This window comes from Candidatus Bathyarchaeota archaeon, assembly GCA_026014585.1.
Lineage (GTDB): Archaea > Thermoproteota > Bathyarchaeia > Bathyarchaeales > Bathycorpusculaceae > Bathycorpusculum.
Genome location: JAOZIA010000005.1, coordinates 169,537 through 192,171 on the forward strand (window position 1 = coordinate 169,537; position 22,635 = coordinate 192,171).

Genomic DNA, 22,635 nt, shown 5'->3' on the forward strand with positions numbered 1-22,635 from the left:
TGTTTTACTCATATCTCATCGCCTCCGCAGGTCTAATTCTAGCAGCACGCCACGCAGGATACAAACTGCCCAAAGTTCCCAGTAGCAACGCTGCGCCAAACGCTAACAACACAAGGCTAACTTCCACAGTAACTGAAGTTGTGGAAACTGCGGCATTTGCCATAAAAGACCTGCCCGCGTTGGCGGCTATTGTGTTAATGCTTGGGAGCAGCAGTGAGGATAGGACGGGTGCGGCAAAAACGCCTATTACAACACCGACAACGCCTGCGATGGCGCTGAGCATTATGCCTTCAAGCATGAACTGTCCCATGACTGTATAGTTGCTAAAGCCGATTGCTTTGAGTGTGCCGATTTCTTTGGTTCGCTCCTTTACGGTGTAGAGCATTACAAACAGCACAATTAGGCTGGTTGCTGCGACAACTACAAGGATTTCTTCAAACGCAACTGTTTGGGTCTGGCTAATTGATGCTTCAGCGCTTTCTAAGGCGGTGGTGTACATTTCCTGCATAGCTGTTAACTGGGACATACGCTGCTGCGCGGTAGTGACGGTTAATTCTGAATGTAGAGAGCTTATCTCGTTGGCAATGTTGGTTACCATGGAGCTGTCTTGTGCAAAAACTGAAATGCTTGTTATGTAGCCAGTGTTATTGGTTATTGTCTGTGCATCTTCTAGGCTCATGTATAGCAGTTGGAGGTCTTCATTACTTGTTGTACCATGAATCCCAACTACAGTGAAGTTATAGTCCAAAATCGAGATTTCATCACCTACACCAGCGTTAAAGTAAACGGAGTTGTTTTCGCTAAGCACCACCACACCAGTTTCACCAGCCAAAAGGCTTCGTCCAGCAGTGATATTGCTTGATAACTCAGTATAATGGTCTATAGCCTCAGAGGTTAAAGATACACCCTCAATCACGTAATCAGGCACAATTTGAGTAAAATTTCGACCCATTAACTCAGTGGTAACATTTTCACCCTCAGTAGCCTGCAAAATGTAAGCAACAGCATCAACACCACTAATGTCCTCAAGATCCGTGTATAAAGTCTGATTCATTGGACTAACCTGCCCGCCGCTAAAAGAGCCCCCGCCAAACTGACCAGGAGCAGTTCCTCCACCAAACTGGTTAGGGTCAAAAACGCTGGTTGAAGGCGTCGCGCCGCCACCACCTGGACCAAAAGGTTCACCTGGGTCAGTAATAGTAACGTTTGGGGCGCTAAAACCAAAACCAGAAAAACCTGAAGAAAGACTGCAATCAATCTGAGTTAAGGTTTGATTGATTGTTTGGTCAGATACGTTGATGGTGCCGCTTAGGTTTTCCGCGAGGCTACTTGCAGCCTCCTGATTGGCTAACACACCCGCAGGAATTGACACTAAAATGGCCATCGAAAAGCCTAACGCGATGATTACTAGTAATGCTCGAATTTTTCTTCGTGAAATATTTCTTATTGCCCTACTTGTTATTCCCATTATTTTTTTCACCTTCATTTTAAGCAGCTAATCGTCCATCAGCCACTCACACGAAGGTCAATATATAATTATTAAAGCAATTTTCTAAATTATACCCAAATCTCCCCCAAATTTGGAGAACAAAAAACAGAAACAAAAATAAAAAATTAAAAAAAATAAAATTTGGCAATCTCTGAGAGGCTGAAAGGGGCACTTTAGGAGTGAAATCAAACCTCTCTTTGACTGCTTAACAAAACCTTCACGCCAGCTAATTAATGGTTTTACCCAAATCTTGCCCCAATCATAAAAATCTTCCAAAAAAAATTAGATTAAGGCTGACTTACCTGTGCTGGTGGGGCAGGTAGAGTGGTTATGTTTGTCACCGTTCCCTCAGCGATGTTAACTGTCACCAGAACTCTGCCCTCCGTGCCCTGAAGCACTACATCTGCTGCTGTCGCCTTCAAAGTCACGTTTCCATCTGCGTCAACTACCGTGGTTATAATTGGGTGCACAGCGGTAATGTTGTATCCTTGGTCTAACAATGCAATAACTTCTGAGTCGCTACTGGCTATGTCGGTTGCTTTTGCAGTGTATTCATCGCTTACCTCCATCTGTCCAGGTCCTCCCTGCCCATGGCAGCCAGGTCCCATGCGCATACCCATTGTGCTGTTATCCATCATTGCTGGAGCAAAATCAGGCATACCAGAGGGTGTAGTTGTTGTGTCGTCTGTTTGTGTTGTGGAATCAAGAGCGAAAACCATGGAAGTTGCAACGGTTGCAATCGCCATTAAGGAAAGAATCAAAAGAGCCTTGCTTTTCATGTTCAAACTTTTTCACCTCCATCTTAACCAAAACCTCAAAAGCCAATTTCTTATTAAGGGATTTTTCAACATTACACCCAAATTGATGCCAAATTCCACCTTAAAGCAGTCTAAGCCTATGTTTTGGGATAACACTTTATTACTAAAACCAGACTAATGGTGACAAAGAAATCTCTTCATGCACGGAGCCACTCAGAAATGCCAACAAACGCGCACTCGCTAAAATACGTACTCGGATGGTTGATAGCGGGCACACGCGGAGGACCCACTCGTGCAAAAATAATAGAAATCCTAAAAGAAACCCCGCAAAACGCAAACCAGCTTGCAACAACTCTGGAAATGGATTACAAAACCATGAGGCACCACCTGCAGGTTCTGGAAAAAAACAAGATAATCACGTCAGTTGGTGACAGGTACGGTGCAACATATTTTCTATCACAAACAATGGAGACCAATTATGACTTGTTTGAGGAGATTAGTAAGAAAATAGGGAAAAAGTAAAAAAAGGAGCATAAACAAGAGGGAAAACTAATGGACAATCGAGTAAAAATCGGGCTAATTGTTTCAGTAATCGCGTTTGCAGCTGTTTTATCAGCGGTTTGGGCATTAACAACCCTGCAACCACCTCAGTTTCCAGGTCCAGGAGACCACCGCTCAGAACTTGTCGCAGGCGACTTGGAAGTTTTCTATCTAACCTATGCAGTAATCTCAACAATCAACATAGTCCTACTGGTCATACTAGTCCTAAACTTTGTAAGCATCTACAGAAAAACACGCTCCCCATTCACCGTAGGATTAGTAATCTTTGCAGGAGCATTCCTAATAAAAGACATCACAGCCAACCCACTAGTAATAGGCATGTTCAGGTTTCAACCATCAGGACTAGGTCCCTTCGTGTTTTTGCCAGGCATCTTTGAACTCATGGCGCTCTCAGCACTGCTCTACCTAAGCATAAAATACTAAAACAAACTAAAGCATCATTTCCCATTTAGGAAATAGCTTTAATACCCACCAAAATAAGCAATTGCCAAACAAAGGAGAAGGGACCGGACATAAGCGACATCCAAAAAATCTTTGAAAGCGACCACATCAGCGACTTTTTAATTGTTGGCGGTGGACCAGCAGGCGCAACAGCAGCATACTACCTTGCTAAAGCTGGAAAAAGCGTGATTTTAATTGACCGCCAAACCTTTCCCAGAGACAAAGTCTGCGGAGATTTCGTCAGCCAAATCGCCATTGCTGAACTGGAAAAAATGGGCATAACCCAGCTGCCAGAGTTTCAAGATACAAACGTGATAAACTCTGCCTCTGTTTTTGTTGACGGAAAAGAACTTGCCTCAGCTACAATGCCTCTTCTAGCAGAGCTTTCGCAGCCTGGAAGAGTAATTCCAAGAAAAACATTAGACAACTGGATATTGGATGCAGCAAAAAAAGCAGGCGTAACCGTCTTAGAAAATGTTTTAGTAACGGATTTTGTGGTTGAAAACAATCAAGTGCGCGTTATAGCACAAGATAAAGAAGGAGTAAACCACATATTCCACTCTCGACTCCTAATCGGAGCAGACGGCAGCAACTCATTAATTTCACGCATAATGCACGGAAATTTGCCCCCTCAAACAAACCGCATCATTGGCTTGCGAGGCTACTTTGAAGACGTAAAAGGCCCCTTTGACCGTGCAGACATGCATTTTTCAAGCAAAAACTTCCCCGGTTACTGCTGGCTTTTCCCCACAGGACAAAACCAAGCAAATGTTGGGATAGGCGTGGTGCTTGAAACAATGCCAAAAGAAGACAATCCAAAAGAACTCTTAGATCAGCTTATTCATCAAGATGAAGGCGTAAAGCAGCGTCTTGCCGATGCCAAACTCAAAGGACCAATCCAAAGCTGGCCTATTAACGTTTATAACCCACACAGAGAAATCACGAGTGAAAGGGTAATGCTTGTTGGAGAAGCCGCAGGACTGGTAAACCCCCTAAATGGAGAAGGAATCCAGTATGCTCTACTAAGCGGAAAATGGGCAGCTCAAACAGCCCTAAAATGCAAAGAAACAGAAGATTACAACCGAACTGCCCTGTTTGAGTACGCAAAAAAAGTCCGTGACGAACTGGATTTTGGCTTTAAACTCTCATCACTTCTGATTCAGCTTACGCGAAACCGCAATCTTAACCCGCTTTGGCTGGCAACCTTTGAGGTTATGCTCTCACGTGCCAAAACGGATCCAGAATATGCAAAGCTCACAGGCGGCATACTCTCAGGCATAACTCCCGCAACTGACGGGTTAAATGCCAAATTCGTAATCAGCACAATAGAATCCGCAGTAGCATCTACAAAACAAAAAATAATCAAAGACCCCGCCAGTCTGCCAAAAGACGCGGTAAAATTCACTCAGACAACGCTAAAAGTAGCTCAAGACACCGCCCACGACCCTGTTGGCTTTATTGAGTGGGGCATATCAACAGCGCTTCAAGCTGCTGAATTTGCCGCAACAATCCCCATGCGAGCTCTAAGAGCGTATGCTAAAGAAAAAACAAGTCAGTAACCCATTTTTTGTGTGCTTGTGCAGCCCCCCTTTTGGCGTTAGGAGGTTGTTTCTTTTTGTTGAGCTTTTTTTAATGCAACTATCAGGGTTACGTAGGTTACGCTTAGTGTAGCTAAAGTCCAGCTGGGTACGAGAAAGCCGTAGACTAACCAAACGTAGTAGTCCATAATTGCGTTTATAATTTGAATTATAAGAAAGATTTTTATTATTTTCCAAATAGTTTGGAAAGTGGGCAAAAGTTTAGCACTCCAGACATTTGAAGGGTTTGCTGGCACTTGATTGATTACAGGCTTGTTTGAGAATATATTGGTTTGCTGTTGCACCCAATCAATAACAAATTTGACAATTGTCAAAAGTTTTCACCTGACGCTTGCTCGCCAGCCCTTCAAGCGCATGTTTAACAAAACAGTTGTCACCTGTCTGCCACACACTAATATAACAGTTGTCCAATAGTTAATTTACCTGATTTTTAATCAATCAAGAGGAATCACGGTATTCCATCATAGGAGAAGGCGGTTTTTTGGAGGTGAAATGAATGAAACGAAAGAATTTTTTTAGGAGCATAAAGGCAGTTAGTCCAGTCATCGCCACAATCATTCTTGTAGCAATTTCAATTGTAATGGCAATCTCAGTAGCTTACTGGGCACTAGGCATCGGAGGCTCATTCACCAAATTCGAAAAAATGCAATACACATACGCATATCCAGTTGCCAACGAGGATTCAACATGGAGCATAATGCTTAATGTTAAAAACACAGGAACTGCAACCGCGACAATCAATAACATTTTCCTCAATGGACAACCATACACCACTTACACAACAGAACCAACAGTAACCTTTGACCCAGACAGCATGCTAGTGAATCCAGGCCAAAACTCTACCATTACAATCACTGCAGGATATGCAGAACCTTGGGCATCAGGAATGAGTATTCAAGTTGATGTCATGACTGCTGCAGGAAACAGTTACCCAACAACAGTGATGATCCCATAAGGAGTTACTGTTGACCTAATCTCTTTTTTGTTATTTTTTTAAGCCATTTTTTGGAGAAAGTAAAATGAATTCTAAAAAAAGTTTAACTAAGAAAAACGGAAGAATTACAGCTCACAAAACAAGAAGCCTAACCCACAAATTATATGCTAAAAGCGAAAATGTAACAGTTAAGTCCACAAAAACAAAGACAAGTGGTTTATTCTTAAAGAAAAACAAAAAACAGCCGTTAAGTATCAAGGCGACAGCAATTTTTAAAGAACTGCCACAAACTGCTCAGACGGTTGAAGTTTACCCTGTTGAGGAGGCTTTCTCAAAAATCACCATTGCCTCTTTACCTGAACTGGGTGGAGGCAAAGCATACTTTATTGATGAAATCAGGCTTTCTGATGAAGAGAAAGCGTTTTTGTTCACACTTAATGAAATGATAAGCAAGGAGCTTGAACCTCCAAAAAACATGGTTGACGCCAAGAGCCATGTTGCCCAAGAAGCGCTCAGGTTAGCAACAAAATATGGTCTAAATAAGAAAATATCCAGTGAATCTTGGTCAAAAATTCAACATTACCTGTACCGTAACCTCATCGGTTTTGGCGACATCGACGTCATCATGAAGGATCCGCAAATCGAGGACATATCCGTTAATGGAGTAGACCTACCAGTTTATGTGTGGCACCGCAAATACGAAAGCATCCCAACAAACCTTGTGTTCACAGATGAAGTCGCGCTTGACAATTTAATCGTAAAGCTCACACACATGGCAAATAAACACATCTCCACTGCTTTTCCATTACTTGACGCCATGCTACCAGGCAAGGACCGCTTAGCGGCAACGTTTAAACGGGAAGTCTCACCTAAAGGCGGCTCGTTTAGCATCCGTCGTTTCCGTGAAGAACCCTTCAGCATAATTGACCTAATAGAACTGGGAACAATAAACGAAGAAATCGCAGCTTATTTCTGGCTACTGATAGAAAACCGCATGACCCTTGCGGTTATAGGCGGCACAGGCGCAGGAAAAACAAGCACACTAAACGCGGTCGCCAGCCTTGTTAAGCCGTCTATGAAAATTGTTACAGTCGAAGAGATTCCTGAACTAAACCTGCCCCATGAAAACTGGGTTCAACTCGTCAGCAGAGAAAGCTACGGGTTAGGAACAATAAAAACAGGCGAAGTCGCACTTTTCCACCTAGTTAAAACAGCACTAAGATACAGACCAGACTACATCGTAGTTGGCGAAATCCGCGGAGAAGAAGCATTCGTCCTATTCCAAGCACTCGCCACAGGCCACGGAGGATTAACCACCCTACACGCTGACAGCATCGACTACGCCATTAAACGCTTAACCAGCCCACCCATGAACGTTGCAGAAACATACATGCCGCTAATCAATGTAACTGCACTGGTCGAACGCCAACAACTTCCAACAAAATCAGCCAGTGGAGCCTCATTTGGAAGACGCATAACAAGCATTGCAGAGGTTGAAGAATTCGAAAAATACAACACCATAAGCCAATGGAATCCAACAAAAGACGTTTTTAACGTAAATCTTCAAAACAGCGTTATCCTGCAAAAAATAGCAGTTAGACAAGGAGTAACCAAGCAAGACTTACTCAAGGAAATTGCTGCTCGCGCCAAATTCCTTCATAAAATGAAAGAAAATGGGATAAAGAATAACACTGAACTGGCAAAACGGGTAACAGCACACCGTTCAAACAAAGAATCGCCAGCGTCGGATGCTGAAATGATTCCATTGATACCTGTTGAGGTAGAATTGATTAAGTGATATAAAATGGCGAAACAAAATTTTTCTCTTTTAAGCTTTAGTTACCGTCACTTTAACTTTTTAGGCAACGCTCTAAGCCGATTATACTCAAGTAAACACGCAAAACTTGAACAATCATTGGCTGACAGCGGACTAAAAATTTATCCGCCAGCATACTATGCAATGGTCGGCTTTCTTTTCCTTTTAGCAACGATAATAAGCACCCCAATTATAGTGGTAACTGGCTTAATTTTTCTGTTACCTGCACCATTTTTGGTTCTGCTTTTAGGCTACATGATTCCAAGTATCATGGCTACAGATAAGGCACAAAAACTGGATTTGGAAGTACCTTTTGCAGGCACATATGTGAGTGTTATGGCAACAGGTGGACTTTCACCTTACGCTAGCCTAAAACGCCTAAAAAAATGCGATTTACTGCCAAACATGTCCAAAGCCATAAATGACATAGAAATTGACGTGCAAATAAAAGGCATTGACCCAGTTTCTGCAATGGAAAAATCCGCACGACACCTACCATCTAAAGACTACAAGGATTTAATGCTTGGCTACACATCCACTCAACGCACAGGCGGAGACGTTGTCCATTACCTGTTGATTAAAACTGAAAATCTCTTCAAAAATTTAGCCATAAAAGTGAAATCGTTTGGGGAACGCGCGGGTGTCCTTATTGAATCGTACATAACAATCAGCATTCTAATGACACTGATGCTAACCATAATGTTTATGACCTCACTGTCTCTGCAGCAGTTTTGGCAAGGAAACATCTCAGCGTCAACCTTTCTGATTTTTGGCTACTTAATAATCCCGATAATCTCGCTACTTTTCATCTATCTGTCAGATTCCCAGCAGATGAACCCACCAATGAACGATTGGCGAACATACAAGGTATTCTTTGCATTCTTACCCTTGACGGTTTTTTTGGCTTTCACAATGTTTGTACCGTTTGCTTTCCAATCATTAACATTACCTTTTGCACAACCATTCATGAATGTTATAACAGCATTGGTGGGTACCACAGGTTTACCGACAGGTTACGAAGCAGCCATTGGTTTAGGGATAGCTTTACTTGCCAGCTGTGCCCCAGCAGCAATAGCCAATTACGTGTATGCAAGCAAAGGAAAAGGAGTTGAACATAATGTTTCAGTTTTTATGCGTGATTTAACCGAAACCCGCAAGACAGGCGCTTCACCAGAAAGCTGCTTGGCCACCCTTTCAGGACGAGACTATGGTCAATTTACGCCTATCTTGGAGGTTGCATCACGGCAAATCCGCTGGGGATTACCGTTCAACGTTATTTACAAAACTTTCAAGGAAAAAATGCATTCTTGGCTTGCTTTAATCAACATTTACTTGCTGGTGGATGCCATCGAAGTAGGCGGTGGAACACCTGAAACCCTTGAAACCCTGACACGTTTCAGCGAAGAAATAAACACACTACAAAAAGAAAAAAAACAAGCACTACGACCCCTGCTTTTTATGCCATACATCGGCGCAGGCATACTAATTTTCTCAACAATAATTTTCTTGGGCTTTAGCGGAACAATACTGGGCTCGTTTGGTCATCAAGCCATCCCAAGCGCTCAAATCGCCACAATAATTTTACCCCCATTAATGCTACAAAGTTTCTTTATCGGGTTAGTATCAGGAAAAATCAGTAGCGGCGATACAGCGTCTGGTTTTAAGCATGCCACTATCTTGGTGATAATGGCGTTGATAATGATGCCTATGGCAGGTTTCCTTACAGCATCATTTAAAGGAGGACTCTAAATGAGAAAAAAACTTTTTTTAAGAAATAGACAATTGAAAAAGCTGCTTTCAGATAAACGGGCAGTAAGTGTTGCTTTATCAACTTTGATTATAACGGCTGCGGTTATTGCAGCAGGCATTTCAGTTTTGTACTGGGCTTATTCATGGGGTGACATAGCCAATCAACAATACAGCCAAACCATGGAAGGAAACCGAAACGCCACATCAGAACTGGTGACTTTTGAATACATAACCTATTCAGAGCAAAAAATAACAGTGTACTTGATTAATTGTGGACAATCCAACGATTTAGCAGTTGCCAGAATATACATCTGGGACAATTCAGGGCAAGCAATCACCTATTTACCTGACGACCCAGGCTTAAAATTTACAGCCAACAATTCAAGAATTGACAGCAACAGTCTAGACATTGGCCAAGAAGGCTACTTTACGGTAACCATGAATACCCCGTTGCCGCCGGGATACTACTCAATGCGTCTTGTAACTGAAAGAGGGAGAAATTTTGACGCTACATTCTCAATTTAAAAAATTATTCAAAAACAAAAAGGGCTACTCAGGAATAATAGCCACAATCTTTATGGTTCTAGTGTTATTGTTTCTAGTTTTTAATGTCTACATGTTCACACAACAGCAAAATGTGGGATTACAAGACACCATAAGCCAAACCCAACAATTAAACGCTGACCGAACATCAGAAGACATAACCGTTTCAGACATGCTCTTAATCCCCACCCAAAACAACATTGACATTTACTGTCAAATCTTCAACTCAGGACCCATAGCCACAAACCTCGTAAGTTTATGGGCAAACGACATTGACTCTCAAACACACAATTCAATACCAATCTCAGTCAGCCTTCAACCAGGAGAAAGCAAAAACTTCAACATACTCATGAACTTAGATGGCGCTCAGCCTTCGGATGAACAAATTGCAGCATGGTTTGTTACTGCCCGAGGAAACTTGATACCTATAGTAGAAGCAGAGGATGATATAAGTGAATTACAGCTACCTGAGACAGGTTCCATTAAGCTTGACTGGAGACAAATCAAGTACTACGATTTTGGAATTGACCCACCATTAAGCGGTGCAGCCTTGCCAGCAACGGCGACATATGGATGCACAATTCCAAGCAACCATTATGTGCTAATCGCCGCTGTCCTAACAAATTTAGACCCCGAACAGCAGCCAATAACACTCACCAACGACACATACATTTACGCCATTGCAAAAAACAGTCACTCAGGAAACCCGCATGATAACGTGGCGTTCAGCATGAATATTGCAGCAGTCAATGGAAACCATTACAGCACAACTTTCACAACTCAAACACTCATGTATAATGAGCCAGTAATGGTCTACTTTGGCGTTGACACTTATGAAAATGACATATTACCCTTTAACATGGTGCTTTTCGGTTACACCAGCTCAGGAGCAGCCTACGGACAAAACATACCCTTCGTAACCTTCAAATTCTCAAACACCTGAACACTACAGAGTGGAGCCTAATCAACAGCGCTTCAAGCCGCCGAGTTCGCCGCAACCATTCCTATTCGGACCCTAAGAGCATACACCCAATCAATAACAATTGCTAAAAAAGAGGACAGCAATTTCTCAAGTGCGGGTTACTATTTTTGGGAGTTGTTTTATTCTATGAGGGGTAAATTGTATCTTTCTCGCAGAACATTACCGTACTGCTTCACCGTGTTCAACTGCACATTTCGGTTTATTCCCTTGATGAATGAATATTTACTTAAGCATAAACACGAGTTGTATGGGCATTTTATGGGTAAAACGGGTTTTTGAGGTAAAGAATCACTTTTGAATATATTGCCGTTATGCATTGGTGCACAACCTCCAGTTACATTGCCAGATGGACCCATTTCATAAGCTAAAGTAGGGTACAGACAAATTTTTCCTTTTGTCGAACAACCTGTTTTATAGTAAAAATCCAATTCACCTAAATCAGCTTTCATCACATCAACATAATCATCAACTAATTTTGCACCCACAAGTGGCCCAGGGTTTAAAGGTATTCCAATTTGGCTAAAACGCTTTTTTACAGCTAAATAATGAGGTGCTTGTGTGGGGGTCATCATGTAATTTACAAAACTTATTGTCCAGCCTAAATTCGAGAGCTGCTGTGTTTTTTCGAAAAATTTGTCTATGGAAATCTGCGAGGGGTGAAAAGAACCCATTAAGTAAATTTTGCTTTTATTTTGTAGTTTTTCATATTTTTTTGGGTTCCATGCAAAGTTAGTGGTAATAAAAATGCTGCGTAGGAATTTTTTATCTGAAATCAACTGGAGAAAAAGTGACATATTCTCTGCATCAAGCATGGGTTCCCCACCAGTAATATGAAGCTCCAACATTTTGTTCCTAAAATTGCGCTCAATAGCATCAACCCATTTCTGCGGGGAAGCATTATCAAAACAATGTGCAACTCCATTAGCTATTCTGTGATTTCTTGAGTGGTCACTTTGGAAGCAATAAGGACAGTTATAGTTGCACCAATCGGTCATGAACCAAGCTAATATTTCAGTTTTTTCCCAAGCCTTCATCATTTCTGTAAATGCTGGAACTTCATTTGGTTGCTGCTTTAAGGGACGAACAAATCTGCAGACCAAGCTGAATACTTTTTGTTGAGCATGTTTGAGGATTTGAGGCATTTACAAGTCTTTTGTCTTATTTGCACCACCTTGCTTAAATAATTATCCACATACACTAAAATCACGACTAATTATTAGAATATCAAGTCAATATTATTGATGTCTTAGAACACAGTAGACATTTACAGAAAAATACTCTCTTAAAAAGGGAATTTTTCTGATAACGTTGAAAACTGAAAACAATATTTTATCTTTTAAATTGGTGCTCACATTGACTTTAAAGTACTCAATTTTTAGTCCGCTTTCCTTAATTAGGTTTAAAAACCCTTTAAAAGAAAGCTGATTTAAGCCCCCAATGTTTGTGTCGTTAAAACTTTTGATATTATTATTTGAGTGATATCTTCGCAACTCATCTAACAATAAATCCTCATCAAAGATAACATGCAGCCAAGGAAGAGAACTAAATTTACCTAAATGCCCACCAATAGGTGAATTCCACAACCCTGAAAAACCAATCACCAGTTGCCCATCAGGTTTCAAATGTTTCTTCATTTCATCCAGAATTAGTTCAGGATTTGAATAATGTTCAAAGCAATCTTTTGATATTATAATATCAAATTGCTTGTCTTTTGCCATTTTGCTTGTAAATTCAAGATTTGTAACTGAGGGGTCCTCTTTAAGTTTTTCATTTGCTCGAATTAACGCTTTTTCGTTAATATCTAACCCAGTGACATCCTTTGCGTATTTACCTATTTCAAAACAGGTTACGCCCCAACCACACCCAAAATCAAGCACACTTTTATTTTTAAAATCAAGCGAATTATTGAAGCGTTTAAAAAATTCTGCCGATTGCGCTTCATATTTTTTAAGCCACACTTCTTGCGGGAGAGCATAATTTTTTGCGGTGCCTTTTCTGATGAAAATTTTGAGTAATCGTTTACTTTTTATTTTCAAGCTTGCTCTTCCAAGTTGGTTTTTATAATTTAGAAATACTTATTAAGTTATGGGTAAGTTGATTAGACGCCTAAAAACTAAATTCGCAAAGCAATATTGCTTAAAAATAAAAAGGGATACATCATTCTCACTTAAGGCGCACCCAATTGATTGAAAATGATATAAATAATCATCTTTCATGCCCAGATTGCATGGGAAAAATTAAGCAGTTAAAATGTCAATCCTGCGGTAAAAGCTTCGTTAAAGAAAACAACGTTTTAAAACTACTACCCACCGAGTTAACGTCTCATGATATTTCCTCAGATAGCAATTGGGAAAATCACAAGAAAAAGTTTGAGTCAAAACCATTGACTATTTTACTGAGAAGAGCTGACGCAATTCTCCACTTTAACGAACAAATCCTGCCCAAACTGGACTTAAAAGGGAACATTTTAGAGATAGGCAGTGGATACTGCTGGATTAGCTCATTAATTAAACTTAATTTTCCACAGGTTAAAATGGTTTCAACCGACATCTCATACAATGCCTTGCTTATAGGCGAAAAAATAAGCCAATTCTTAAACACAAAAATAGATTGCTATGCAACCTCTAAAATAGAAAAAATCCCTTTTGAAAACCAATACTTCGATTACGTCATAGGCAGCGCAGTACTACAGCAAACAAAACCTGAAGAGTCAATTAAAGAAATTTTTCGCGTCTTAAAAGAAGACGGCAAATACATAGGCATCTGGGAACTTTGTAGCCCACACCTTTTAGGGTCAATATGGGGGAGCCGCTTTGGACTACAAGGCAAAACCGCAAGACAGGACAAGGTAACGTACCGCAATTACAGCGTCAAAGAATGGGAACAGCACTTCAAAGAGGCAGGATTCAAAAAAGTAGCCATAGAAATGGATATTGACCCACGTTACAAAAAAAATCACTGGTTCATATGCTTCTACTACAACCAGCTAAAACACGTACCTCAAAAAATAGTTAAAAACTACTTACCGTACAGCATCAACATTTACGCAGAAAAATAGCAGTTAGGAAACTTTAGCTGCAAGATACTCACGGTAACCAGCAACAAACGCAAAAGCCAACGTTAAAAACAGCATACAAACAGTTAATGACTCTAAGCGTATGCCCCAAGGGGAATAATTCAAAACTAAAGCAACCAACGGCGCAAGACACAAACTTGAAGCCAAACTTAAAGCAACACGCTCAATTTTGTTCTCTGACGTGATTTTTATGGGGATTTTTGTGTCTGCGGGAAACATTGCCTTTATGAAAACGTACCCAGGAAGGAACGCCAAAAAAATTAAACCTAAAACATATCGGGTATAAGCCACCGCTAAAATGTTAGCTGGAAGGAAAAAAACCAGTGCAGCCACGGTTGATAAAACAATAGAGAACCAAAACCATAAAGCACACCTAGAAAGCAGGTAGTCTTTAATTGAAAAAAATCGTTGTGCCTTGCCTTTCACAAAAGAGACCGTCTCATCCGCTTCCAACTCAATCAAAGCTGCAGCTACTTGCTCCTTTGACAGGAAATAACGTGTTTGCATAATGTCGACTAACTGCTCAACATTTTCAGGCTGCTCTGATGCTATTATTTGAGCTATGAGAGCCTTAGTCTGATCATTTGTGACGGCCATACTCAAGTTGTTTTAGCTTCCTAAGATTAAGTTTACTACAACAATTAAGAAGGTAATCAAGAATAAAACAGCAATAACCATCGAAATAATCCGTAACCGTCGCCTGTCCAAAATAATATTTACCTGCTTATAACGGCTTGATAACAATTCAAGAGTAATCAGCAATGCAATAGCAGCTAAAGCCAGCAGTAAGGCGATATTTTCAAAGGTTAACTGTGGAAGCTGCATATCAGACCGTTTCCTTCACTTTAACAAACACTTGTTAGGCAAATAACTTAATTATAACTTTTCTGCGTATGCCAAAAAAAATTATTTTTCCGTTGACACAGGTTGCCCTAACAATTTTTTTATTTCAGAGACACTGGCAATTATTGACTTATCAATTTGTGGTTTTCTGGCTTGCAGGTCTTTTTGTATTGTTTCTCGGTTTGCCCAAGCCCCATCTATCATTGAAACCAACTTGGAATATGTCAGTGCGTTTATACTGCAGAAGTAGTCTTGCTGGTTTAGCATGTTCATTATTCCAGAATATTTATGGCTCCAGCCGATGACCACTGTTGGAACACCCATTGATAGAGCAGCTATGTTTGAATGCATACGTGCTCCAATGAATAAATCGCAGATGCCAATAATGCCTTTTAGTTCTTCAGGAGAATAATCTGCAAGTAAAATTTTGATTCTGTTTTTGTTTTTTGCTTTGCCATAAATTCTGTTTGCGATTGTACGATCATCATTGGACATGTAACCCTCAGGAATAATCACATGAGAAATTAACAGTATATTAGCGTCTAACTTTTCAATTAAATAGTCAGCAACTTGCGCCATTAAATCAACATAGGTGCCTTCTTGGGCTCTGAAATGTTTATTCATTAACTCGTTAGGTCCAATACCGATGAGAATACCTGGAGGTCTTTCATATTTTTCTTGAGCCAATATTTCGGAAACTTTTTGTTTACTTACGGGGTTTAAAAGGAAAGCTACATCAGGCATTAACATAATTTTTGAGTTGGTCAGATGCATTTCTTCTATAATAGCAACACTTTCTGTTTCTCGGACAGCTATGAGGTCAACTTTGTTTAGGCAGTACCTAACTAAAGGCGCATTTAACCGTCGGAAGGGACCAATTGACTGCGAATAAACAACAACTTTTTTCTTTAAAAAAACACCAATCAAGGTATGAAAAATAGAGTAAAGCGCATTTGCACCATGATCACTTAAGGTATCACCGCTTAAATCAAGAACAAAGTCAGACTTTTGATACTCCTTTAAAACCTCATCGGACAGCAGAAAATCACTTTTAATTTTTGCTTTGCTTAAAGCGTACCATAGGGCACTTCTTAAAACCTCATTAGAAAGCACCATTAATCTGCGGACGTAAGCTTTTTTTGAGAAAACCTTACCCATTGGGGAACCAACAATATGGATGTTGGATGCCTTGCAGGATGGATAATCCAATTCGTAAGCTTCTGATACCAAAGTAAAAGTTAGATTGGGGATATACTGTTTAAGAACACCAATTGTGCTTGAAACCTGTGCCGCTGAGCCTTTGTTCCACGAATAATTCGTGTTAATTAACAGTATATGCATTTTATGCGTAATAGAGAAACGTCCTATTTAAGCAAAAGCAGACCACTGTGAGCAGCAACAGTTAAAACCCCTGTTACTTCTTCGCCGTCAAGAGTGGTGTAGACACCATCTAATTCAAAGTTTAGGGCATTGGCGGTAGGATTAACCAACACTTTTCCATTGCTGAAGTCTCTTGCATAAAGGGGCAGTGAATTTATTTGGTAGTAGTCTCCAAGGAAAACACCAAGATCTGCGTTTTGTAGTTTTTGAAGCAGATCCACAGAGTTAGAGTAACGTTCAGGGTTTAAGCTAAAAGAGATTATGTTTTGAGGTGAAGAATATTTTGCGGCAAGCATCAAAGAGCAAAAGCCGTATTGAATAAGTTGATCAGCTGTCGCATCAGAAGGCAAGATCGCGGCTTGACAAGTTGCTATGAAAACTTTGCCCTGCTGTAGGAAACTGTTTTGCACCCAACTAACCATATCTAAGGATTTACGCCAATCGCTTTCACTGTACCATTGACCGTTGTAGGTGATGAAGGTTCCTTCACTCATCAACCCGCTTAATCCGGGCACTTGAGATATTATTTGGTTGTATGGATCGGCGCTATTGTAGAATGATTCGCCATTCCAGATTCCGTTAGGAACCACAAGTTTGGATGGTCCAACGGCGTTGATTATTTCATTTAAAATTTGGATGTAACCTGTTCTTATTTCGTCCCAAGTGAAGTTTGTGCCTGTTTTTGGGTTAATGGGGGAGGCACTGCTACCAGATTGCCAAGCAGCCACAGAAGAGGCTAACCCGTTGTCAACCATTACACCATCAAAGGAAGGGTACTGATCTAGCCATGCCTTTATTTTGTCTGCTACCCAAACTTGGTAATCAGGGTTTGTAATATCAACTCGATAGTTTTCAGGGTAAGCCTTACTCACAACGTAGTTTCCTGAGGAATCCTTAAGCAGCCACCCGTTACTGTCTGCAGTATTCCAGTCATCTGCCCAATAATCGTATATGCAAACGATATCTCGGTAGATTAGCGCTTTGTAGTTGGGGTTTATGGCGTGAATTTGGTCTATTTTTGAAATGTATTTATTGTCTATGTTAGTTGGTGAAACGTACCAAGATTGGCTTGCGCCGAATGCTGAGGTAAGGACGCTTGTTTCGTATTCGGCTAGATTCCAAGAGGTTGTGTAGAGGGAAATTTTTAGGGATGGGAAAATTATTTGTCCACTCGCTTGGATTGTTTGGGTTTCTTGCAGCGGGGCTGCTTGGGTGAGGGCTACTCCGTTTGAGAGTGCTATGATGAGCATGAGCAATATAGCTGTTATGCAGGGTAATCGCTTACGCATGTTTTAGTCGTAAGAGTTACGATTTAATAAACATAACTTTTAAATTGTACAACAGAAGTACACTAAAAACTTTTTCACTTATGCCCCCTAAGCTTACCCAAAACCACTTTATACAAAGGAGTAAACCACAAAAACCATTCAGGATACACCAAATTCCTTGTAAGAAACAATTCACATGCTTTCTCATAACCCTCTGCCTTAAAAACATTGAAAAAAGTCGTCCGTTGACTTATTTCCATAGAACCACTGTTAACACGGGGGTTTTCTTTTAGCACAACATCTAAAGAAATGGGAAACTTTACGACTTCAATTTGTTCAAATAATTTTTCTGCTTTCGTGGTGTTAGTCAAGATTATAGAAACACCATTTCTGTTGTACAGATTAAAAGGCACACCCCAAAAATCACCTATCGTCAAATCTGAAGAGCGGGGAACCTTTGCAAAAGGACAGGAGTAACATGAAGGTCTCATAAGGAGATTCTTTAAGTAGCCAACCATAAAAGGGTCGGTTCGGTAGCTTTTGAAGTAAGCAGATTTGTCTTTAAAAGTTGCTTTTTGCCCGTAATTTTCCCAGCCTAATTTTTTATCTCTAAAACTGTACCCAACAAGAACGCTTTTGGCACATATATTCTCTAAATATTTATTAAAAAAAAGCTCAGAAACCACCCCATGACAAATAAGGTCACATATATAAAACTCGTTAAATTGTTTGTCCAATTTTTTATTTTTTAAATACAATTTTAAAGCTGCTGTTTGACAGGGGGTACCACAGAAGAGAACAGGTTTGCCCTGTTTTGCCAAGGAAACAGCAGATTCATACGCATTACCGATATGGCTTTGAATATATTTTGAGCCCCTCAAAGGAGCCAATTCTTTTTCATTTGTGGCAACACAATGTTTTAAGGTAAAATTTTCATCAAAGGCAGCCCCAAAAACTACCCCATTCTTTTTAAGGACAACATTGGCGATTTCAGAAAAAATTCCACCCGATGAGCTTGCCAAAATTATTTCTTTGTTTTTTGACCATGAAGCAAATATTTTAGGGTTTTCCACGCTGTTTTCTACAGGGGTAATGATAGGGCAGTAATGCTGGCATTCTCCACAACTCACGCATTTGCCACTGTCAACATTAGGGAAAAGGAAGCCTTCATCATCTAATTCCATACGGATAGCTTGTGTTGGGCAAGAACTATAGCAAGCGTAGCAACCGGCGCATTTGTTTTTGCCTATGACTTCGATTGCAGGTTTCATGTTCACTGAATCTTCTCCGCTATATCATTTATTTGAGCAAGAGCTAAAGTTTTACAATCCTCAACCTTAGCTGTAATTCTAAGGATGATTGTATCATAATTTCCGACTACGTAATCAACCTTTTGAGCGACCTTCTCTGATATTTCGCCTGAACGCCAAAGTCCTTTATCATCAGCTTTAACAATCAAGTCACTTGAACCCAAGCCCTCACCAACTACGCCGTTAAATTTTACGCTGGCAGCTATGCAGATGGCTGGTTTATGCATCTGGAAAGTTGAAACAGCAGCGTGCATCCTAGCGGTAACTGTGAACAATCCACCACCCAAAAGGCATCTTGCCTGACTGGGCAGTAAAACATCTGAAATAAACTGCACACAGTCTCTTTTGTCGTTAGATAGGTGCTGTAAAATGTCACGTATTACTTTGCGGTCATCATTATGGGCACTTAAAACGTGGGGCAACAGAACGATTTTATAGCTTTTTAGCTGCGAATTATCCAGCAGTGAATTAATGATTTTAACCCATGAAGCCACATAATCATCGTAATTGTTTGTGTAGAAACGATATAACCCTGAGGGCACAACACACAGGTAAGAACAGTCAAAAAGCCCGTATTGTTTTAACACATTATTTTGATAGCTAGGGTCAGTCTGGTTGGGCAAATCCAGAAAAGCCAAATCTCTTGCTTCAATTACACGCCTCAAACCCAAGGTTTGAACTGCATAATCATTTTTTAGGGGATTACGTGGGTAAATATAGCTGTACTTTAGCAGTGCAGTCGCCAGCGGTTTGCGCCAAGAAAAAAAAGGACCAATAGTTTGCCCAACAATAAAAAAGCGTGATTTAATTGAGAAAAAAAATACACGTAACAAATCTAAAACGACGCCCTTGCCGTAATAGTATTCACCAAAATTATCACCGCCCACATCAACTACACCTGTAGGATTTTCTGAAAAAACAGCAATGTTTTCTTTGAAAAAATTTATTTGCTCAGTTAGGCGCGGAATTTTTGAGTTTTTACTGTTTTTTCGTGGAACCCGAAGTTTTCCAAGATTAACTTTGAACTTGAGTTCTGTATTGATTCGTTCAAAGTCTTCTGTGGTGAATACATCAATCAAAAATGCAGCATTTGCTCCCAGTTTTTTTGATAGATAATAAATTAAATTAATGCCCATCATAGCTGAGCCGTAATTTAAGGTGTCTTCGACGCTTACAACAGCAATTTTCTTCACAAAATCTTCCTCAGAACACTGTTTTATCTTGGACAGATGACTCTGCTGCATTGCAGGATTTTTGATAGGATATCGTTGAATTTTAAGCCGAATATGCAAATGGTCAATTTAAAGTAGGCTGCAATGTTTGCGGGGTTTTCTTTTATTGCTTTTATGTAGGCTTTTTTAGCATTTTTTGTATCGCCGTTTTCGAAGTGAATCAAGCCAAAATGGGTGTACCATGTACTAATTAGCTTATTTTTTTGAGGCAACGCTTCTATGTCAGGCAAGAACTTTTTGAGTATGATTCTTACTGCATTGAGCCGTTTGTACGTGTTAACACGGCTGCTAGCTCGATGTGCATGAAGCCTGTACATGTACTGGAATCCATCAGCAGGTTCAAACTCGTATTTTTTTGCAAGCCTAATCCACATATCCCAATCTTCACCGGCGTACAAACTCGCATCAAACAGTCCAACGTCAGAGAAACATTCACGACGAACCATTACGCCAGAACAGTTTCCAATAATGTTTTTCTCCACAATCTGAGCAAAAATATTGCCGCTTACAGATGCACCATGAAATTTGACGACTTGCTCATCCATCCGTATATAGTAACCGGACGAACAATACACTACCCCGACCGCATTTGATGCCCCACGAAATACGGTCAGTTGAGTATTGATTTTTTTAGGTAGCCACAGGTCGTCGTCATCCAAAAAAGCAACAAAGTCGCCTTTTGATTTTGAAATCCCCAAGGTCCTCGCAGCACAAACACCCTCGTCTTTTTCTTGGCGTAGATATTTGATTCGGGAATCATTAAATCCGTTAACCACTTGGGAGGTATTATCTGTTGATGCTGCGTCAATTATTATGAGTTCAAATTCTTTGAAGGTTTGACTAAGCACGCTTTTTATTGCAGGTTCAAGAAAGCGAGAACGATTTTTTGTTGGCAAGATAACGCTAACTACTGGGTCCATTTTGCAGTCAAACCATTCTAATTTATCGGTGATGTTGCAGTATGTGTGATTCTCCGTTTGTATAAATAACGCTATTATTGCCAATTGCCTGATTTATTATGGCGGGAGTACGATACTGAGCTTGCTCGTCAAATACACCTGCTTTTCCTTGAAAATGAATAATGAAAAAGGAGTACCCTTCAGGGTCTGCTCGTGGGTCGAGAGGGTAATATCTGATAACGTGCAAGAGCCTAAAGTTGTAATCAGCTACTCCTAACATTTGATAATAAGAAACATCATCGCTTGCTATCCTGCCCGTAATGATGTGGTCACAGGCGAAATGTACAACCTGTCGCTGATAAACGGAGTTCACGACGTTTACGTACCCTAAAGGCACATTAGAGGGAATATCAGGGTACAAAGTATTTGCCGAAGAGATTAACGGTTGACAACCAAACGCTTGAGCAGCAGACAACAAAAGCATAACCGAAAGAATAACAGGAACCAGCAACCTAACTTTTTTGCTGACAAAGAAAATAAGGCCACCTGCAAAAAAAGGAGCCAGCAATCTTCCAAAGGCTAAAGCTCTGGTTCCACCAAAAGAGAAGAAGACACCGATAAACAAGAGGAAGAAAACGATCCCAACAATCAACATAAAAAAGGATTCTACACGGTTAATCTTCTTTCTTTTAACAAAAACAATCAACAAACTAAGAGATACCAAAAGCAACAAGAAAAGGTCGTAGCCATAGTAAGCTGCAAATGTTTTAGCTGCTTCAAACACGTTAACATCTAGTAAACTGTAAAATGTTGATGGAATACGTTCTGATGAAGGCGTAGTTCCTGTTGGTACACCTGAAACAAAGGATTTTATTGCGTCAATCAAGTTTGAAATGCCAGGGAACATTAGCCAAGCAAAGTTTACACACACAACAGTTAAAATTACTGGAATTTTTATGGCGGGTTTGATACGTAAGAAGGGCAGTAATTTTAAGACCAAAATAGCCAAAAGAATCATCGATAAAATAATGGACGAAACTGCATGTGCTGTTGCTAATGCTACTACAAAAAACACGCTTAAAATCCAGTAGCGACGGTCACTTTTTTGAATCAGGTTTACAAGAAGATACAGCACCACAAAAGACAAAACAAGACCAAAAGTTGTTCCCACAACCTCATAACTAATCATAGAAATGGGGACACAGGATACAAGAAGGGCATATTTCAAAATTGACGGGTTGTTGAAGAAGTGTAATTTTTTGACTATACAAAAAGTCAACAGGGGATATAGGGGCACAAGCAATGATGGGACATATTTCATTGCAGTCTCTACGTGAACGTTTAGGAAAATTGAGAAAACTGAAAAAAGAAGATGAAAAAGCGGAGAACTGGTGTAGTCAACAGAAACGGTGGCAGTTAAAGGTGCGATTCTGCCCGTGTCTAATACAGTGTTTGCTAGGTTGTACTGCACGTTTTGGTCTAAATATACACCTTGGAACCAAACATACTTGAAGTTAGGAATAAGCACAAAGACAACCGCGCTTACAACAGCAATCAGAACAAGGCGTAACTCGTTTTTTTCATAGTAAAAACTCAGAAGCATTGATGAAATAAACAAAGCAAAAGGGATTTCTAAGCCTTCAAGAATCCAACCGTCTTGATAATCCCGCCTAAGAAGCAAAGCAACCGCTAACAAGAGGACTATTGAGGCAATAAAGAACAGCCTCGACAAAACAATTTTTTTCATACATCAACC

General features: G+C 40.3%; 22 protein-coding genes. 9 read left to right on the forward strand and 13 right to left on the reverse strand.

Annotation, left to right across the window (positions count from 1 at the left end):
* Positions 1 to 4: 4 nt before the first annotated feature.
* Together NWF01_03900 and NWF01_03905 are read right to left on the reverse strand one after the other, a co-directional pair.
* Positions 5 to 1,468 carry an FtsX-like permease family protein gene (locus NWF01_03900; protein ID MCW4024160.1) on the reverse strand — a complete coding sequence of 488 codons (1,464 nt, stop codon included), beginning with the start codon at positions 1,466 to 1,468 and terminating at the stop codon, positions 5 to 7.
* A 308-nt stretch (positions 1,469 to 1,776) separates the two neighbouring features.
* Positions 1,777 to 2,274: a hypothetical protein gene (locus NWF01_03905; GenBank protein MCW4024161.1), complete on the reverse strand. Its 498-nt coding sequence runs from the start codon at positions 2,272 to 2,274 to the stop codon at positions 1,777 to 1,779.
* A gap of 192 nt (positions 2,275 to 2,466) precedes the next feature.
* Here NWF01_03905 and NWF01_03910 point away from each other — a divergent pair, with 192 nt between their 5' ends.
* The 3 genes from NWF01_03910 (at position 2,467) to NWF01_03920 (ending at position 4,808) form a co-directional block, all read left to right on the forward strand.
* Positions 2,467 to 2,769, forward strand: a complete 303-nt coding sequence (locus NWF01_03910; GenBank protein MCW4024162.1) for a winged helix-turn-helix domain-containing protein — start codon at positions 2,467 to 2,469, stop codon at positions 2,767 to 2,769.
* 30 nt (positions 2,770 to 2,799) lie between these two features.
* Entirely contained in the window at positions 2,800 to 3,231 is a 432-nt protein-coding gene (locus tag NWF01_03915) for a hypothetical protein (protein ID MCW4024163.1), read from the forward strand.
* 140 nt (positions 3,232 to 3,371) lie between these two features.
* Positions 3,372 to 4,808, forward strand: coding sequence for an NAD(P)/FAD-dependent oxidoreductase (locus NWF01_03920; GenBank protein MCW4024164.1), 1,437 nt, complete (start codon positions 3,372 to 3,374; stop codon positions 4,806 to 4,808).
* A gap of 38 nt (positions 4,809 to 4,846) precedes the next feature.
* Here NWF01_03920 and NWF01_03925 read toward each other — a convergent pair whose 3' ends face one another.
* On the reverse strand, positions 4,847 to 5,161 hold the full coding sequence (locus tag NWF01_03925; GenBank protein MCW4024165.1) for a hypothetical protein: 315 nt from the start codon (positions 5,159 to 5,161) through the stop codon (positions 4,847 to 4,849).
* Between the two features lie 182 nt (positions 5,162 to 5,343).
* On the opposite strand from NWF01_03925, the gene NWF01_03930 reads away from it, so the two are divergent.
* From NWF01_03930 to NWF01_03950, 5 genes are all read left to right on the forward strand, one after another.
* Positions 5,344 to 5,802, forward strand: coding sequence for a DUF4352 domain-containing protein (locus NWF01_03930; protein MCW4024166.1), 459 nt, complete (start codon positions 5,344 to 5,346; stop codon positions 5,800 to 5,802).
* 64 nt (positions 5,803 to 5,866) lie between these two features.
* Positions 5,867 to 7,579, forward strand: coding sequence for a type II/IV secretion system ATPase subunit (locus tag NWF01_03935; GenBank protein ID MCW4024167.1), 1,713 nt, complete (start codon positions 5,867 to 5,869; stop codon positions 7,577 to 7,579).
* A 6-nt stretch (positions 7,580 to 7,585) separates the two neighbouring features.
* Positions 7,586 to 9,346 (forward strand): type II secretion system F family protein, encoded by a 1,761-nt coding sequence (locus NWF01_03940; protein MCW4024168.1) that lies wholly within the window; start codon positions 7,586 to 7,588, stop codon positions 9,344 to 9,346.
* 33 nt (positions 9,347 to 9,379) lie between these two features.
* On the forward strand, positions 9,380 to 9,871 hold the full coding sequence (locus tag NWF01_03945) for a hypothetical protein (protein ID MCW4024169.1): 492 nt from the start codon (positions 9,380 to 9,382) through the stop codon (positions 9,869 to 9,871).
* Positions 9,872 to 9,962: 91 nt separating this feature from the next.
* Entirely contained in the window at positions 9,963 to 10,832 is an 870-nt protein-coding gene (locus NWF01_03950; protein ID MCW4024170.1) for a hypothetical protein, read from the forward strand.
* Positions 10,833 to 10,990: 158 nt separating this feature from the next.
* On the opposite strand, the gene NWF01_03955 is transcribed toward NWF01_03950, so the two are convergent.
* Together NWF01_03955 and NWF01_03960 are read right to left on the reverse strand one after the other, a co-directional pair.
* Positions 10,991 to 11,866 (reverse strand): radical SAM protein, encoded by an 876-nt coding sequence (locus NWF01_03955; GenBank protein MCW4024171.1) that lies wholly within the window; start codon positions 11,864 to 11,866, stop codon positions 10,991 to 10,993.
* A gap of 240 nt (positions 11,867 to 12,106) precedes the next feature.
* Positions 12,107 to 12,907: a class I SAM-dependent methyltransferase gene (locus NWF01_03960; GenBank protein MCW4024172.1), complete on the reverse strand. Its 801-nt coding sequence runs from the start codon at positions 12,905 to 12,907 to the stop codon at positions 12,107 to 12,109.
* 146 nt (positions 12,908 to 13,053) lie between these two features.
* Between NWF01_03960 and NWF01_03965 the strand changes: the two genes are divergently transcribed.
* Positions 13,054 to 13,929 carry a methyltransferase domain-containing protein gene (locus tag NWF01_03965; protein MCW4024173.1) on the forward strand — a complete coding sequence of 292 codons (876 nt, stop codon included), beginning with the start codon at positions 13,054 to 13,056 and terminating at the stop codon, positions 13,927 to 13,929.
* 3 nt (positions 13,930 to 13,932) lie between these two features.
* Here the strand turns inward: NWF01_03965 and NWF01_03970 are convergent, their stop codons facing one another.
* The 8 genes from NWF01_03970 to NWF01_04005 all read right to left on the reverse strand — a co-directional run bounded on the left by NWF01_03970 (position 13,933) and on the right by NWF01_04005 (position 22,626).
* Positions 13,933 to 14,544: a DUF1616 domain-containing protein gene (locus NWF01_03970; GenBank protein ID MCW4024174.1), complete on the reverse strand. Its 612-nt coding sequence runs from the start codon at positions 14,542 to 14,544 to the stop codon at positions 13,933 to 13,935.
* 12 nt (positions 14,545 to 14,556) lie between these two features.
* The gene (locus NWF01_03975; protein ID MCW4024175.1) at positions 14,557 to 14,772 is read right to left on the reverse strand and encodes a hypothetical protein; all 216 of its coding nucleotides are present in this window, start codon (positions 14,770 to 14,772) and stop codon (positions 14,557 to 14,559) included.
* An 81-nt stretch (positions 14,773 to 14,853) separates the two neighbouring features.
* Positions 14,854 to 16,131 (reverse strand): polysaccharide pyruvyl transferase family protein, encoded by a 1,278-nt coding sequence (locus NWF01_03980; protein MCW4024176.1) that lies wholly within the window; start codon positions 16,129 to 16,131, stop codon positions 14,854 to 14,856.
* Positions 16,132 to 16,154: 23 nt separating this feature from the next.
* Positions 16,155 to 17,459 carry a putative glycoside hydrolase gene (locus tag NWF01_03985; GenBank protein MCW4024177.1) on the reverse strand — a complete coding sequence of 435 codons (1,305 nt, stop codon included), beginning with the start codon at positions 17,457 to 17,459 and terminating at the stop codon, positions 16,155 to 16,157.
* A gap of 74 nt (positions 17,460 to 17,533) precedes the next feature.
* Positions 17,534 to 18,709 carry a Coenzyme F420 hydrogenase/dehydrogenase, beta subunit C-terminal domain gene (locus NWF01_03990; GenBank protein MCW4024178.1) on the reverse strand — a complete coding sequence of 392 codons (1,176 nt, stop codon included), beginning with the start codon at positions 18,707 to 18,709 and terminating at the stop codon, positions 17,534 to 17,536.
* A gap of 2 nt (positions 18,710 to 18,711) precedes the next feature.
* On the reverse strand, positions 18,712 to 19,941 hold the full coding sequence (locus tag NWF01_03995; GenBank protein ID MCW4024179.1) for a polysaccharide pyruvyl transferase family protein: 1,230 nt from the start codon (positions 19,939 to 19,941) through the stop codon (positions 18,712 to 18,714).
* 23 nt (positions 19,942 to 19,964) lie between these two features.
* Positions 19,965 to 20,900 (reverse strand): glycosyltransferase, encoded by a 936-nt coding sequence (locus NWF01_04000; GenBank protein ID MCW4024180.1) that lies wholly within the window; start codon positions 20,898 to 20,900, stop codon positions 19,965 to 19,967.
* Positions 20,901 to 20,922: 22 nt separating this feature from the next.
* On the reverse strand, positions 20,923 to 22,626 hold the full coding sequence (locus NWF01_04005; protein MCW4024181.1) for a hypothetical protein: 1,704 nt from the start codon (positions 22,624 to 22,626) through the stop codon (positions 20,923 to 20,925).
* Positions 22,627 to 22,635 lie beyond the last annotated feature (9 nt).